Source organism: Mucilaginibacter dorajii (genome assembly GCF_024808255.1).
GTDB classification, from domain to species: Bacteria; Bacteroidota; Bacteroidia; order Sphingobacteriales; family Sphingobacteriaceae; genus Mucilaginibacter; species Mucilaginibacter dorajii.
On the sequence record NZ_JANTYS010000001.1, the window covers coordinates 357,244 to 374,084 of the forward strand.

The following is a 16,841-nucleotide window of genomic DNA, read 5'->3' on the forward strand; positions in this document are numbered from 1 at the left end:
TTTAAAAGGGTGTATTACATTCTAATTCGAAGCAGTTTGATCAAACACAGTTGACAGGGATGCTATCTTGAATTATATTGAGTTGATTATCAGTGCTTATTCTTGGCGATAATCTATAGTTAATTTTCTTTAAGGATTATTATTATTTGATTATGCATTATTAATTTATACGTTTTTAAATTATAAGATCTCGAAGAAATAATATCAGAGTTCCTCTTAATGCGGTTCAAGCTTGTTATCCCTATGTAAGCAGATGACTTGATAACAGAAATTATAGTTAATGTTATAGCTTTAAGAATCCCTCCGTATCCCCCAAATTGGTACTAATCTTTGCCTAATTCCAAACCTGTGCGAAGAATGCGTTTCGCTTGGCTTCCTCCTCATAATTCCACGGCGCCGGCAAGCAATCCGGGCACCAATGCCCACCCAGTAAAACCAGAGTCGGGCTTGCTTCGAAATCATGATTAAAGGCACAGCGCCATTTTAATTTAGTCGCAAGATCACCTGTCTTCATCGTCGTTGAAATACACTCGCCGCCTCTGAAATGAGCTGCGCCGGTCATATCATTGATATTCCAATCCGAGCTGGGTTTGTTTTCATCATAGCCATGATTCAAACGCATTGCTGGGCCGTTTATCTTTTCGGGATTTAGATTTTCCCAGGCCGGGATTTTCTCCCATTTTTCCATAGATCCAAAAAAGGCCGATATCCTGTCCTTTATGTTGTTTATTATCCAGTACATGGTGCCGTGTTCTGAATAGGCGATAGGCTTCATCACATATTTTTTAATAAAAGAAGCTGGTATATATTTGCTTAACCGCAATTTTAAGGGCAAATTCAACTTAAACTCGTTCAAAAAATCAATTACCGATCCGCTTCTGTAGTGCAGGTAATTTTCAAGTATGTCCGAATCCTCATACCACTGCCCATGGAAATTCCTTGTAGCGAACCAATTTGCTTCTGTAACTTTTCGAATATCGGTTACACCTAAAACCTCAAAAGTCATATCCATAAATTCAAGGTTCGTGGTCCTGTATTTCTCACCGCCACCGATATTATAAATTCTTCTCCAAAACTCCTCCGGAACATCTTCCTCACATGCATTGGCCAGCAGCCTTCCCGAATCTTTTGCAGTTACCCATTCAAATACGCCATTTAACGGTTCATGGAACATGATTGGGTCCAGCATATTGAATATACCGTGGTAAAGTATACCGGTCTGCCGCAATGACACCCAGTATTTTAACCCTGACTCAATCACTTCACGTTCGGCGATGGTCTTGGTAATAGCGTAGTTGTCGTAAACGCTTATTTTTATCGGGTCGCCCGTCCGGCCCCAGTGAATAGGAGGGTTTCTGTCGCCTGTTTGCGCTACTGTACCGATATAGATCAGTTTCACAGCATCGGGGTCAGGTTGCGCCCGAATGGCGGCAATGATATTTCTGATAGAACCGAGGTTGACTTTGGTGGTCAATTCAGGATGGTAATCTGCCATTGGTGAAACCATCCCGCCGACGTGCAATACATAGTCCGAACCAATTACGCAGGTCAGAACATCCGCATAATTGGTAAGGTCACCCCAAACGATTTTTACGCCAGGCAGATGTTCAAAAGCTGATATGATCTTTTTATCTTTCTTTGTTGGTAATACCAGGGCTGTTATGTCAAATCTATCCTGTCTGTCAAGAAATTGTTTGAACACTTCAAGCCCCATATTGCCGGATGCCCCGGTTAAAAAGATCGTTTTTTTATTTTTCAAGTTGATGATTCCTCTCTCTTATTTTAATTGTTAGTTCCGGTTATCTTGAATTCAGCAATTTTATGGTCACCGGCCCGACCAATCCGGCAGGCATCAATGTTTTCTCCTGCCCTTTATACTGAGCATATTTTGAATTTCCTTTCATGGCTTCCCCGATAAATTCGTTGCGGCTGGTTGGTGTAATGCGCACTTCTATTTTGTTGTTCCCGGTTTTTAGGAACGATGTAATGTCAAGCTGGTAAGGTGCCCACAAACGTTTTCCTGCCGGTTTTCCGTTGATCATAATCTCTGCAGTGAAACAAACTGCGCCCAGGTCAAGGACATATTTTTTTCCTGTTTTTAGCGGCAGTTTAAATGTGGAAGTATAAATGCCTGCACCTGACCGGTATTGGAGTGCCCGGTTATTTTTCCAGTCAAACAGGCCCGAATGATATAAAACGGTATCCCCAATTTTAATATCCCAGGTATCCAGTTTCAATAAATCAGTTGCATGTTGAAATGATGGGGGTTCAGATGAAAGCATGTTTTCCGGTATGGAACTTTGTGTCGTATAAAGGAAGATAGAACCGTATGGCGGTAGAAGATAACTGATGGAATTGCCGTTATTTTTTGTGATTGTGCCGTTTTCAGCATTTATCCAATAGGGTTTTTCGTAACCTGCACCGGCCATCAGTGATATTGTTTGCCAATGGTCGCTTTCATTCCAAATAAACTTAATGCGGCTGCCATCATTCATTAAGCGCTCTGTCGCTCTGGTAAAATCGGCAGGCTTACTGAATCTTAGCACAGCCGGCAATTGGGCGATCCAGCCATCCAGGCTTTCTTCATTCTTAATCTGTTTTGTATTGGGCTGACTTAACGCGACTTGAATGAACTGTGCCGTCTTTGCATCATTCTCCTTAAAGTTTAAGTAGGACGGTTGCTTTGTGGGGGCGTTTCCAAAAATTAACAGGCGGGCTTTCCCTTTTGATAATCGGTTCACATTTTCAGCAGTTAACATCTGCATATAAGGCAAATTGCTTAAGACCAGTGAACTATATTTGTTGTTATTGATGACTATTTCACCTTGTTGTAAAGTAGCTTTCTGAAGGGCGTCGTCGTTTACAAAGTCCCAGGTAATGCCTGCTGCTTCCAGCTTGTTGATAAGCGGCCACAAATCAGTAAACCATTGTTTTGTTTGATCGATCTTTCCTGATTCTTTTGCAGAAGGAAACCCTGGTGAACCTTCCGGCTCAACGCCCTTGAAGCGACCGCTTACCAAAATCTCTTTTGGGTTAGCGCTGACTTGTTCGGGATAAAAATCGATGAACGGAAAATAGATCAGCACATCGGCATGTGGCCTTCCGGCTTGTAAAAGATATTGCGAACGGGTAATATACTTGTTAATGGTTTTAATGTCTTTCCAAAAAGGTGAACTTTCATTGAAATTGGAAGAGAAGTTATTGCCAGGCTTGAATGGACTGGAGAAAGTATTCCAGCCTTCTTTACCAAATTCGCCGGTTTGGTATTTGTAGGGGCTCCCATGATAAATAATTTGGTTTACCCCGGCAGCAAATGATTTATCGGCCAGCAGTTTTATTTTCTGCAGTGTTGTCATTTCGGCCAATCCCCTAAATACAAAAGACTCTTGCGTGATAATGGGTTTGTTGTTTAAATGGGCGCCGGAAGCAATAAGTTTTAGAAAACCTTCTGAATTGTTTCCCGCTAATTGCTCGGTTTCCGGAATATCTGCTTCCCCGCTGTTTCCGATAACATCCATCCGCGCACCGTAAGCCTGGGTGCGATGTAATAGCCCTTTTTGATGCAGCCATTGATTACTGAATTGAATGAACTGCGTTTTAAGCAATTCACTTACTGTTAGATCATAATCGTATCGGAGCCGCCAGTCGTCATCGCCATAAACAAATGGAAAGGGCAGGTCGGCCGTATATGGCAGAATATAGGCGTTGTTATAAAACTTCCTGATGTTGGGCGCAAAAAACGGCACCATGTCATATCCCCGCTGCTGTTTGAAAAAGCTTAGGAAACTATCTGCGTAATGTCTGTCGGTCATAAATTCATAGCTGTCGTTAAATATGGCGCGTAAAGGGTTTCCATAGTAAGTTTCTAAACCGTTGGCTGGCCCGAAAAGGTGATTGTAACGGACACGGAGCTTTTCAGCATTAAAAAAATCAGCCACAAAACCCATTGGACGGGAAGCAATGGCTTTGGGGAGTTCGCCATCAGGCATAGACCAAAAAGAAATCACCTTCCAGTTTCCTTCAGGCACCTGCCAGGAAAGCTGGTTGTTTGTAACTTTTGATGTAAGGTTTTTTACAGTATTAGGATCAAGGAAGGTTTGCCCGTTTTCCTGTTTTACCACTTTAGCAACAACCAGTCCCTGTAATTTGGCGTAGTCGACAGAAACCGTTTGATAAAATTGAAGTGGACTTTTGGAGTTAATGGTGAAGCCTGCCTGTTTTAAACGGGGAATTTGAATCGAAATTTGTCGTGCTCCGGTCACAAGCGTGTCCGCGTAAGTGAGTGTCATTATACTGGAATCAGGTGTTACTTGCGGACCACCAATTGGCCATCCGCTTCCCGCATTCATATCAACAATCATCCCCGCTTTTCTGGCTGCCTGCATCACAACGCGTATATGTTCATAAAAAGAGGGTGTGTCCCAGCTTAACTGCTTTTGCAGTCGATCTGTATTTCCCTTTTCATTCAATCCTTCGAACAATGGCTGCACTTCGACACCCGCAAAACCATTTTCAGCGAACATATTGATCTCCCGTTTCAGTTCCGAATCAGTCACATCGTTTCCCGGCCACCACCACCTGGTTAACGGACCAAAAGCACGAGGTGCTTTACGGAAAGTCGCCGGATTAAAGTCATAATAACTGAAAAATTCCTTTTTCTGATTTTTAACCAGGGCAGGATGGGTATACAAAGTAAATCCACATATACATGCCGTTCCTGTTATGCCAGCTGACAGTGCCAATAAATATTTTCTGATCTTCATGGGTTCTGTAATTTTAAAAGCAAATGATACAGCTGATTACAGCTGTATCATTCCGGAACGGCCAGTGCTAAAATTTATAGGCTAATGTTAAAAAATAAGCCCTTGGTGGAATTGCAATAGTTGAATAAGGAGTGTTGTTTTTTACATCAGCTTCATATTGGGCTTTGGTATAACCCTGCCTGTCCAGTGCGGTTAAGAATGTTCCGGGTCTGGACCAGCTCATTACACCGTATTTGTTCAGAATATTATTAATGTTAAAGCTCAGCTGTAATGCCTTGGTCACATGATACCCGGATCCGAAATTGAACTGACTGAAACCAGGCAGCTCAAAAGCGTTTGCCGCATTCGCCTGCCGCGCGCCGAGGTAAGACCAGGTAATGAATGAATAAAATTTGCCGATGTCATAAGTAGGCGTGATGTTCAGGATGAGGTTGGCGCTATTATCCGTTTTATTTCCTGAATAATCCATAATAGCGTCGTCAGCCGGTCCGTTGTTGTTAGCGATCCACACTTTATAATCAACCGCCTTGGAGCTTTGAAGCGTACCTGTACCACGAACACTCCAGTTGGGACTTAAATAGACATTCGCTTCCAGCTCGACGCCAATTGTACGTATCTTTTCATACAGGACAGGAGGTGAGTAGGAAGTAAGACCATCGGCCAGTGTAAATGTCTGAACATTGGGTACATGACTCAGGACGCTGTAGAATGGCGTTACAAATAACGTAAGATTTTTGTCGCGAAATTTAAAGCCCATTTCTGCCTGGTCAACTTTCTGCGCCTGGGGATTAAGCATGCTGTTGGCAAACGCGGTGTTGGCGGCAAAATAAGTGCTTAGATCCGGGGCCTTGTTGCCTTCAGAAAAACGCCCGTAAACGGAAGTTTTCTCATCGATTTTATAATTAAGTCCTGCTGAGTAGGAAAAGGTTCTTACGGTTTTATTAAATGGGAGTGGGGCTCCTGCGGTTCCGCCTGCGTTGTCGTAAACGGTTAAAGGATTTCCGTCCGCTCCGCCATAGGTAGGGTCTGAACTTTTGGGATTTGCCTGGTTGGGCCTTACGGAACCTTTAATGTTCATCGATTCATACCTGATCCCATAATCCAGGTTCAGGCGGCGATTGATCTGCCAGTTATGACCAAAAAAGAACGCAAGCTGATTCTGGGTGGCCTGGCTGATCGTTAATCCAGACCCTCCGATTCCCCCTAATCCATTTGCATTGGTCATCTGGTAAACTTTACCGGTAGGATCGGTCAGCGTTACGTTTACTAAATCCGGGTGGTTCTGAATGGTGCCCACACCGATAGCGGCCGCTCCCGTTGATTGATTGACATTGCTGTATCCATAAAAACCACCCAGAGTAAAGCTCATATCTTTCAACCTCTTGGAAAAAGAAAACTGATCGATCAGTTCTTTTACTTTATTATCGGTAAATAGGAGAGGTTCAAAAAAAACGGAGGTCGGAGCAATCGCTGTTCCAGGGAGATTATTGCTGGTCACCGTGTAATCATAGCCGCTTTGGGAAAAGATTGTGGCCAGTGGGGCACCTGTTCTGGCGTTGGTCAAATGGGTTGTTCCCGGTCTGCCGATGTACCCTAAAATAGATGCGGTAACAAAATCATTTAAGGCGAGCGGATAAACTACACCTGTGGCGTTCCACTTGCCTTCCTTGCTGGAATATCTGACCGCATTATTAAAGGTTAACGAGGTGTCAATGCGTTGGGTCCAGTTAGCGCCAATGGCACGATCCGTTGAATGCACCAGGCTCTTGGTATTGAATGTGTCAAAACCATTGTCGTTTAACGGAAACACCTGTGATACACCAGGCACGAGTACGGAGGATGTAGGGGAGAAGCCCGCGGCAGGCTTGGGGTTGGTAAAACTAACCGTTGGTGTAAATTCGAACCAACCGTTATGATCGTTCAGATACTTTCCATAGATCTTAATGGAGCCGGTCCTGTATTTCTTGACCACATTACCTTTCACCTGGCCGCCTTTATTGAGGGCGTATCCGGGATCTTTAGCACCGGTACTGTACCTGTAAAATCCACCAATATTGTAAGTTAAGCTCCCATCTTTGCTCAATGGTCCGCCAAAATCCAGGTCGCCCCGGTAGTAAGGATTGGAGCCATTGCCTTCAAGACCTAATTTCACCCGTGCTTCTCCTTCAAATTTTTCCCCGCCCTGTTTTGAAATATAGTTAAATATACCGCCGGGCGCATTATTGCCCAGGATAGAAGCTGTACCTCCGCGTACGGCTTCCAGTTTATCCAGTGTCGCGTCGGGCCTGTAAAAATAATCGGGACCATAATTATTAAATGTAGCATTGGTAACCGGCAAACCGTCTTCCTGCATGGAAACATAATAATATCCGGAAGCGCCGTCGTTTGAACCAACCGAAACACCGCGTGAATAAACCGTATTTCTAATCTCACCGAGCGAAGAGTTGACATAAACACCAGGTATACTCTTCAGCAGGTCGGCCGCACTTACCGGGGCCTGTTTTGATATCTGGACAGCACTCAGCGACGAAATAGCGATTGATGCATTTATGGCCTTTCGTTTATCAAAAACACCGGTTACCACAACTTCACTTAGGTTGCTTGATTCGGGTTGTAAGGAGATCGTCAAATTATTTCTGCCATTTATAGCGACCTCTTTATTGGTGAATCCGACAAAACGGAAAAGTAGTGTACCGTTTAAAGGCGCGGAAATGATGAATTTCCCTCCCTGATCTGTGCTCACAGCAGTAGATGTGCCTTTAAGCAAAACGGTTACCCCGGGAAGGGTTCCGCCTTTTTCATCCTTTACTATGCCGGAAATCCTGGCCGACTGTGCAAATGAATGTAAAGTGATGAATGAAACCAGTATGACCAGCATGACAGGTACCCGGTTTCGAAAAATAAGTTTGTAAATTTTTCTCATAATAAAAGCGTTTTAAATAATTAAGCAAATTTTTAATGCTCTGTAATGGGTTGATATTGGGTTAATTGGTTATGTCCGGAGCTATTGTGATTATGCTCAACGTTAGACCGAATGTAGCTATGTCAGGTGGAATAACCTGCCTCAACCTGCCCCTTCCTGCCTCAACCTACATGGCTTTGAAAAAAAGATATGTTGTTATTTAATGTTCTTATATTAAGTGCGTTATGAGAATTTGAATAGGTCGCATAGTATCGGTAATTTATTCCTGTCAGACATGGGAAGGGTAAGATTCCCTTCATTAATAAAAGTATCGGGCTTTTATAATGAATTTCGCATGGTCACACCAAATGGGATCGCAATGTGTTGTGTTGAATTAGTTAATACCATCTCGGCGGCTTTTTCTCCCATCATTTTGAAATCTGTAGAAATTGTTGTTATACCGTTTAGCAGTATCTTTTTTAAAGGCGTTTCATTATAGGAAATTACGCCTACGTCGGTGCCTACACTCAATCCGTCTAACATTATTTTTTCCAGTAATTCGACGAGATGGTCTTCCATCAGGTTGATATAAACCGTACCGGGTTTGATGGTTTCATTCACGAGCGAAGGCAGGACTTCGTAATCAAAGGTGTACTGTGAGCAAAAGTTAAGAAAGCCGGTTAAGATGCCCTTCGAATAGTAAGATTGTTCCGGGAACAGTATTTTAATGGTTTGGTACTTGCTTAATTTATCAAGCAATTGTTTCAGGGCGCCGTAAATATCATTTTCAAAATCTTCGTAAACAGCCCCGAAATCACCTGTTACACCGGAGTCAATTTTATCCATCAGAATTAATTTCTCTTTTGGAATTGTATTGATCACGGTATAATCTGAATCCGGATAATCGATAAAATGAGGTATCACAACAAACTTTGAATAGCTGTCTATTTTTTCAAGAACAAGCTTTTTGAAAAAGCCAAAATCATTGTTATAGATATAAAAATCGATTGCGGCATTGTTCCCTAAAGTGGCTGCAAAAGCATCATATATGATCTTCTTATGGCTGCTTAATTTGTTAAAGAGCAGCAAGACTTTAATGGGTTGATTGAAATTGGTATCCGAGATAAAATAGCCTTTTCCTGTGACCGAGTTAACCACATTTAGCTTCTTCAGCTCTTTATATGCGCGTTCAATGGTGTTCCGTGATGTTTCCAGGGCAATGCTGAAATCATAAACCGAAGGTAATATGTCATTTTTTACGATTTTTCCACTTTCAACTCCTCTTAAAATTGAATTGATAACCTGTACATATTTAGGTGTAATGGAATTCTCATTTATTTCGACAAGCTTTAAATAGTTTTTCATCTCAAAAAATATAAACGAGGTTATCAATCATTAAATTCAGGAATGATCTGTTAAAGGGACCTCTCCATCAATGGGTATTATTATTTTTTATTTCTGATATGGAAATTTGAGGAGCTAACACCTTGGCTGTTCTGGTTACAGTGATATCCCTGGGTAAAGTAAATGCAGCTACCTGCCGGTGATCAATACTCGACGCGCCAATTTTTACCTGATACCGGCCGGCGTCAGCTATCCAGGATGAACTGTTACTATTGAAAGAACATAGCTGGCCCGCATCAATGGTAAATGAAATGATCTGTGTTTCTCCCGGTTGAAGCAACCTGGTTTTGGCAAAACCTTTAAGTTCCTGTTTGGGTTTGTCCAGTTGATTAACCGGGGCACTGATATACATTTGCACGATTTCCTTGCCGGCGACTTTTCCGGTGTTCGTAATGGGTAGCCTGACTGTGATACGATGCTGAAACGTAGAAGAGCTTAGCTTAACTGCACCGTACCTGAAAGACGTATAGGATAACCCGTAACCAAATTCATAGGCGGTTTTAACATTAAACGTATCGAAATAACGATAACCGACATAAATACCTTCTTCATAGGTTACGTTCAATGGTTTTTCCACTGGGGTACCGGGGAAGTTTTTTGATGAGGGTTCATCATTATAGGTTAAGGGGAATGTCGTGGCAAGTTTACCAGAAGGGTTTACCTGTCCGCTGACAATATTGGCAATAGCATGACCGCCTTCCATACCCGGCTGCCAGGCAAGCAAAATAGCGTCTGTATACCGCTGCCAGCTTGTTGTTTCAATGACGTTATCAATATTAAGGACCACGACCACTTTTTTACCTTTTGCATGAAATGCCGATGAGACTCTTTTCAACAGATCCATTTCCACGTCCTGTAGCTTAAAGTCTTCGTCGAGTTTTCTGTCTCTGCCTTCTCCCGCATTCCTTCCGATAGTGATTGCCGCTATATCCTCCCTGGCCGCCAGATCCTGAATTGCATCATCGGTTAAGCCGATTTCATCAATTGGCTTAATTTGTGCCAGAACGTTTTTGGATACCGGGTGGTTAACCTGATAATCAGCCATATGTTTGGTGTACAGGTCGGATAGTGTTTTATTCATAATAAAGCCTGCATCACGAAGTCCCTTTTCTATAGATACGATGTATGGTTTATTGACAGCACCACTCCCCGTGCCGCCCGCGATCAGCGAATAGGAATTACTGCCGAAAAGGGCCACCGAAGTACCGGACTTTAATGGCAGTGTTTGAGTATCATTTTTGAGCAAAACCATACTTTCTTCAGCTGCCTGGCGGGATATAAGCGCATGCATTTTCAGGTCCGGCGTATTCGAGAAGTTATAATGTTTGAACGCCGGGGTTTTCAGGATGATGCTTAGTATGTTTTTTACATTTTTATCCAGGATCGCCATTTTAAGCGAGCCGTTGTTAACTGCATCTGTAATAGCAGTCACCTGGCGCGGTGTTCCGGGCATTAGCAAATCATTTCCGGCGTTCATTTGCGCGATCGGATCTTTCCCTCCGAACCAATCGGTCATTACATAACCCTGATAATGCCACTCATTTCTAAGAATTGTAGTTAACAGGTCGTGACTTTCGGATGTATAGGTTCCGTTAATCTTATTGTAAGAGCTCATCACAGTCCATGGATGGGCATCCTGGATAGCAATTTCAAAACCCCTGAGGTAAATTTCTCTTAATGCTCTTTCACTTAGGATCGCGTTGATATTGTTCCTGTTGACCTCCTGGTTATTGGCGGCGAAATGTTTGATGGAGGTGCCTACACCATTGGATTGAATCCCCTTGATCATTGCTGCTGCCATACGTCCTGCAACCACAGGATCTTCCGAGTAATATTCGAAATTTCTGCCGCCAAGCGGGTTGCGATGGATATTAAGAGCGGGGGCAAGGATGATGTCAATACCATATTCCCGCACTTCGTTACCAAAAGCAACGCCAACCTTTCTGACCAATGCCGTATCCCAGGATGACGCTAACAACGTTGCTACCGGAAAAGCCGTTGCATAATAGGTTTTGGAACTGTCCTTGTATCTGATAGGATCTATCCTGACACCGGCAGGGCCATCAGCTAAAATAGTTGTCGGGATATTTAACCGGGGAATACCAAAGGTAGCCCCGGCTGCGCCAATGACTTTAACTTCAGTCCGTCCGGCTACAGGCTCATGGTTAAAGGTAGAATTAAATCCAAGCCCGGTTACCAGCCTGGCTTTTTCTTCCAGCGTCATGGCATCAATAACCTTTTCCAGCGGGGCTTTTCCTAATTGTGGAAGTTTGCTTGCGTCCCTGACCTGTGCGCTTAAAAGGTTTGATAAAAACAGGAAAAAACAAAGTGGAAGATACTTCATAATTGGCGGGGTTATTTTATACGGGAACCTGTAACATCAAACTGTTCCATCATGGAGCCCTTAAAATTGTCATCATCCTGTTTTTTCAAAGAAAGGCTAACTTCAAAGCCCTGGGCCGTAAACGTGGTGGTTAATACGCCATCTTTTACGGTAACTGTATCAAATTTTGTAGTCTTGTTTTCTTTAGGATCAATCATAGAACCTGTTAGTTTTCCATCAATTTTTTCAAATACAAAGGTCGTTTCCGTATCGCCCTGTGGAATTCCTTTTATCATGCTTTTCCATTTGCCGACGAAAAAATCGGGTGTCGCATGGGTTGTTGCAGGCGCTGCGGTTGCAGGTGTTGGTGCCGGTGTGCTGGTTTGTGCGTTAACATTGCCGGCGAAAACAAACATTGCAAATGCAACAGACAGGATCATACTTAGCTTTTTCATGATTTTTAATTTAAATTGTTTTATTGTTTGAATTGATTTTTATTTATGGTTGAGAACACTGTAAATGGTAACCGGACCGGCTAAGCCGGCTGACATCAGGCGATTTTCCTGTCCTTTAAATTGCTTGTAGAATTTATCACCACTGGTGGCTAATCCTATGAAATGGTTCAATTGAGTAGTGGTAACCGTGATTACGATATGGTTTTCACCCTGAACGATAAATGACGTGATATCCATCCGGTAGGGCGCATATAATAATGATCCTGCAGCTTTCCCATTTATCCTCATATCTGCGGTAAAATAGACCTTGCCCAGGTCGATATAATATTTTGTCCCGTTTTGTTTATTTAATTTGAAACTGCTGGTATAAACTCCTTTGGTCCCCTGGAACTTAAATTGGGAGTTGTCTTTCCAGTCAAACAGTTCACTATGACTTACAGTCACCGAATCTGCATTGATATTCCAATTGTTTACTGTTAAAATGGGACTGGTGCTTACCTCCATTGTTTTCGGGGTCGAGAGGAGGCCTTTTGATATCACCTTTTTCGTATTGGCGTATAATAGCCTTGAACAATAGGGGGGCAGCATGTATGAAATTTGACGCGAGTGATTTTGTGTGATACTCCCGTCCTCGGCATTTAACCAATAGCTGTCTGTAAAAGACGGATCAAGATCAATAGAAATTTTTTGCCAGCGGTCGCTTTTGTTCCAGATAAACTGGATCCGGCTTCCGTCAGTCATGTCGCGCTGATGAGTGCGGACAAAATCGTAAGGTCTGGCATATTTTACCTTCATTGATAATCCAGAAATTGCCTTGTTAAATCCGTCCGAAGAATCGACATGCAGGCTATTTTTAGTATTGGCTGCTTCGGCGATTAAAACTTTTGTGGTCTTGTCGTTTTCCCGGAAATTTAGGAAGCCGGGCTGCTTTTCAGGCAAGGTCCCAACAGTAAGCAATTTCATGCCTTTTTTACTCAATGCATTAATCTGTGCTGCACTTTTAAGCTGAATAAAAGGGGCGTCAGCAAGTAAAAGGGTTTGGTAAACATTGCCTCTGATCTCAATTTGCTTGTTGGCGTTCAATTCAGCCTCCTGAATGGAAGCATCGTTGACCCATTCCCACGATACACCGGATGCTTCCAGTTTGTTGGTGAGCTTGCTCACTTTTTCGTACCAGATCTGCTGCGGTGTACGTTTGTTGATCTTTGTAGGGGCTACCGGCAGTGTTGGCTCAATCCCTTTTAGATACCCTTCTGTTAAAATCTCTTCGGGATTGACAGCACCATCATCAAAATTCAGAAAAGGATAATAGATCAGTACATCAGCGTGCGGCTTCCCGGTTCTGAGTGCGTATTGCGTCCGGGCTATATATTGGTTGATGTCGGTTTGATATTTCCAGAACGGATCACTTTCGCTGATGTTTGAAGAAAAGTTGATACCGGTTATCACGTTGTTGGTCCAGGGATACCAGCCTTCCTTAACATAACCTTCAGGGTGATAGGTATAGCTGGTTCCGTGAAAGATCATTTGGTTAACGCCCACTGCGAATAATTTGTCGGCAACCATGCGTAATTTTTGCGGCGTGGTCATAAAGGCCCGATTGATGAATACAGCGCTTTCAGCAGACGTAACCGGTTTATTATACAGGTGTGCACCCGAGGTGATTAATTTCATCGCCCCTTCGGAACCTGAACCCTCCATCATGGTTTCTGTTTCCGGTATAGAAGCAAGGCCTGCCGATGCGATCATGTCCATATTAAACCCGTAGGTTTGCGTCCGGTGCAGTAACCCCCTGCTTTCTGTCCAGTGCCTGCTGGCATCTAAGAAATTTTTTCCCAGCAGTTCACTCAGCGTAAGGTCATAGTCATACCGGAGCCGCCAGTCTTCATCCGAAAAAACGATGTCAAACGGTGCGTCTGGCGCACTCATCCGGGCATACATATTATTATAGCCCAGCTGCATATTGGCACCCAGCCATTTCCGGGCATCGTATCCCCGTTTTTCCTTAAAGTAATTCAGGAAGTCCCATGAATAATTACGGTTGGCCCTGAATTCATAGCTGTCGTCAAATATGGCCCGGAGCGGACGCCCGAAATAAGATGCCAGTCCTGTCCGGTCGCCAAACAGGTAATCGTAGTTTTTAAGTACTTTGGTTGAGTCCCAATGGTTCATCACATATCCTGCATCTTTTTTTGCAATGATGCTTGGCTTTTCTCCGTCCGGAATCCCCCAAAAAGCAACAACTTTCCAGTTTCCGGCCGGGGCATCCCAGTTTAATTTATTGTCCTGAACAAAAGCGGTAAGATCAATCGCTGATAAAGAATCGAGGTAGAGGCTTTCTTTGGGTTGGTCCGCATTGTCTTTTAATGTCTTCGCAGCCATAACGACCTGTAATCTTGCTGTCGGCCTATCTCCTCTCACCGGACGTGGAATAGCTACACTGACAGCTTTGCCCCCCGTTAAATTTGCGGTTCCAAATTCCAGGGTAAGGTTATTGTCTTCTTCCGTCAGATGCGGGCCGCCTGCAGGCCAGCCGCTGCCATCGGTAAGATCTACCGTAAGTCCTTTTTTAATGGCTTCGTCTAATACGGTTCTCAGGTTATCATAATATTCGGGGCTATCATAGCCGGTAATACGATCCTGCTGTGCTTTGCCACCTTTAACCGGGATTATAAGCGCAAAAGGCTGAATTTCTACCCCTCCAAAATGATGATCTGCCAATAAATCAACTTCTCTTGTTAATTCTTCTTTGGTAACGTCATTCCCGGGCCACCACCACCTGGTAAAAGGAGCATATTTAAGAGGCGGGTGTTTAAATAATGAAGGATCAAAGTCTCCCGATTTTAATGCGGTAGCCTTAGCGATTTTAAAAGGTACCTGAAAAGCAGCGGATAATAAAAAAATACATACGGTAATGCCAAAAAGTATGACATACACAATGGAACCATTTAGTCTTTTCATCTCGTTAATACCAGGTGTATCCTGTTGGGTTAATTGATAATCGGTTATAGAAGATAGTTACGGTAAATTAGCTTTACGTAAATCTTACGCAAAGCTAATTATATTTTTAACATTACGTATATTTTACGCAAAGTTTTTTTTCTTTTGTATTATGGATAAAAAGGAAAATAGCGAAACGATTAACCCCCTAATCGATGGGCATTTACATTACCTGCATAATGTGTCCGTTGATAACGTGATTTTCGGATATCATGAGAAAGAATTGAAAGTTTTACTCCAGCGTCCTCAGGGTATGGCCAAATGGCAGTTACCGGGAGGGTATATCAAAAGAACAGAAACCATCGGTGAAGCTGCCCGAAGAATAGCCGAAGCCAGGACAGGCCTGACTGAACTATATCTCGAGCAGTTCAGGTCCTTTGGTACGCCGCGGAGAACGGAGGACGAAGACTTTACACCGGAGCTGCTTTCCAAAGTAAGCGGGTTTAAAGTTCCGGCTGACTTTTGGATGTTTGACTATTTCGTTTCTGTGGGTTTTTATACTTTAACCGAATTTTCAAGGGTTAAACCCAATGGCGATTTCTACATGGAGGAATGTGAATGGTGGCCGGTGTCCGAATTACCCGAAATGGTTTTTGATCATTTGGAAATGATTAAGGAAGCCCTGAAAACGTTAAGGGTGCATATTTATCATCATCCGATCGGCTATGAATTACTGCCCGAGAAATTTACCTTACAGGATATACATGCATTGTATGAGACCATTTTAGATAGAAAACTGGACAGCCGGAATTTCACTAAGAAGCTGCTCACTACAGGGATCATTATAAAACTTGGGGAACAAAAAAAGATGAAAGGACATCGTTACCCGTTTCTTTATATGTTTGATAAGGACAAATATGAAAACGCATTGAAGGAAATGATGGTGTTGGTGGTTTAAAGGTTTTTATCATGCTGCAATTTCTTATGACATGCCAGCTGAATTTTGTTTGTCAATTTATATGATAATGGGTTGTTGAAGACACTTACCATATATTTCGGTTTATGTAAATCTTAAGTAAAGCGATTATATTTTTACCTTTACGTAAAATTTACAAAAAGGTTTTTCTGTATTAACGGTTGGATCGGCCGGATGATTTGCTGACTTAATGATTGGAGTAGAGGGGAGACAGAATACAGCGTGGCGTTGAGGCCATAAGTCAAATAGGAATTAAAACGGTCCAAATCGATTTTTTTGCAATTACCGGAACACGGGCCAATAATTTTTATAAATATTTTGGAGAAATAAATGCTTTTTTAAGGTCAGATTGAACCACAATTTCCTCAAAAGTCACTTGAGTGTTTAAATGGCTGCACTTTTTCGTGATTCGGAATAAACGGTCAAATAGCGGAGCGAGGGAATGAAAAATAAAGACGACAGCAAACAAAAAATCATTAATGCGGTAGGTAAAATTTTCAGAACTGAAGGACCGGCTGGCCTGTATTACACCCGTATTGCCCGGGAAGCTGGTGTAGATAGGGCACTGGTATCAGTATTTTGGCAGAAATAAAAAGAAGTTGATTGAAGAGTATATTGTGCAAACAGATTATTGGCTAACTTTTTTTGAAAAAATTAACCAAGAAGTTGGCAAGAATAAGCACGATACCAGCAAGGAACTTATTATCGATGTTTTACAAAAACAGTGGGAATACCTCTTATCAGAAACAGAGATGCAACATCTGATCTTATGGGAGCTCTCCGGTGATAGTGAGTTAATGAAGAGTATTCATCATACCAGGGAAATGTTGGCTGATATTAGCTGAGCAGCAATTCAAGGGGACTATAGTAAAAATCACGCCCATTATTGTTTTATTATTAAGCGGTATATATTATGCTAATATTCATACCGTTCACAATGGCAGCATTATCTGCGGAATAGATGTCAGATCAGTTGAAGGGCAGGTCGCATTATTAAAAGCTATTCAACAAATTATTGAATGGGCGTACGAACATACTGAATAAACAGGTATAAACCATTGGGAGCAGCTATTACAAA

At 42.6% G+C, this 16,841-nt stretch carries 10 protein-coding genes; 3 read left to right on the forward strand and 7 right to left on the reverse strand.

What is annotated here, in order from left to right; genetic code table 11:
- Positions 1-334: 334 nt before the first annotated feature.
- From FHS10_RS01160 to FHS10_RS01190, 7 genes are all read right to left on the reverse strand, one after another.
- Positions 335-1,759 (reverse strand): NAD-dependent epimerase/dehydratase family protein, encoded by a 1,425-nt coding sequence (locus FHS10_RS01160; protein WP_259086835.1) that lies wholly within the window; start codon positions 1,757-1,759, stop codon positions 335-337.
- Positions 1,760-1,799: 40 nt separating this feature from the next.
- Positions 1,800-4,763, reverse strand: coding sequence for a glycosyl hydrolase (locus FHS10_RS01165; protein WP_259086836.1), 2,964 nt, complete (start codon positions 4,761-4,763; stop codon positions 1,800-1,802).
- Between the two features lie 67 nt (positions 4,764-4,830).
- Positions 4,831-7,686: a TonB-dependent receptor gene (locus FHS10_RS01170; protein WP_259086837.1), complete on the reverse strand. Its 2,856-nt coding sequence runs from the start codon at positions 7,684-7,686 to the stop codon at positions 4,831-4,833.
- Positions 7,687-8,004: 318 nt separating this feature from the next.
- Positions 8,005-9,030, reverse strand: a complete 1,026-nt coding sequence (locus tag FHS10_RS01175) for a GntR family transcriptional regulator (protein ID WP_259086840.1) — start codon at positions 9,028-9,030, stop codon at positions 8,005-8,007.
- 67 nt (positions 9,031-9,097) lie between these two features.
- Complete coding sequence (locus tag FHS10_RS01180; RefSeq protein ID WP_259086843.1) at positions 9,098-11,413, reverse strand: beta-glucosidase; 2,316 nt, start codon at positions 11,411-11,413, stop codon at positions 9,098-9,100.
- An 11-nt stretch (positions 11,414-11,424) separates the two neighbouring features.
- Positions 11,425-11,847, reverse strand: a complete 423-nt coding sequence (locus FHS10_RS01185) for a hypothetical protein (RefSeq protein WP_259086844.1) — start codon at positions 11,845-11,847, stop codon at positions 11,425-11,427.
- Between the two features lie 39 nt (positions 11,848-11,886).
- Positions 11,887-14,808 carry a glycosyl hydrolase gene (locus FHS10_RS01190; RefSeq protein ID WP_259086849.1) on the reverse strand — a complete coding sequence of 974 codons (2,922 nt, stop codon included), beginning with the start codon at positions 14,806-14,808 and terminating at the stop codon, positions 11,887-11,889.
- 151 nt (positions 14,809-14,959) lie between these two features.
- On the opposite strand from FHS10_RS01190, the gene FHS10_RS01195 reads away from it, so the two are divergent.
- The 3 genes from FHS10_RS01195 (at position 14,960) to FHS10_RS01205 (ending at position 16,608) form a co-directional block, all read left to right on the forward strand.
- A complete protein-coding gene (locus tag FHS10_RS01195; protein ID WP_259086851.1) occupies positions 14,960-15,745 on the forward strand; it encodes an NUDIX hydrolase in 786 nt (261 codons plus the stop codon).
- Positions 15,746-16,205: 460 nt separating this feature from the next.
- Positions 16,206-16,355: a TetR/AcrR family transcriptional regulator gene (locus FHS10_RS01200; protein ID WP_259086852.1), complete on the forward strand. Its 150-nt coding sequence runs from the start codon at positions 16,206-16,208 to the stop codon at positions 16,353-16,355.
- 7 nt (positions 16,356-16,362) lie between these two features.
- Positions 16,363-16,608, forward strand: a complete 246-nt coding sequence (locus tag FHS10_RS01205; RefSeq protein ID WP_259086854.1) for a hypothetical protein — start codon at positions 16,363-16,365, stop codon at positions 16,606-16,608.
- Positions 16,609-16,841 lie beyond the last annotated feature (233 nt).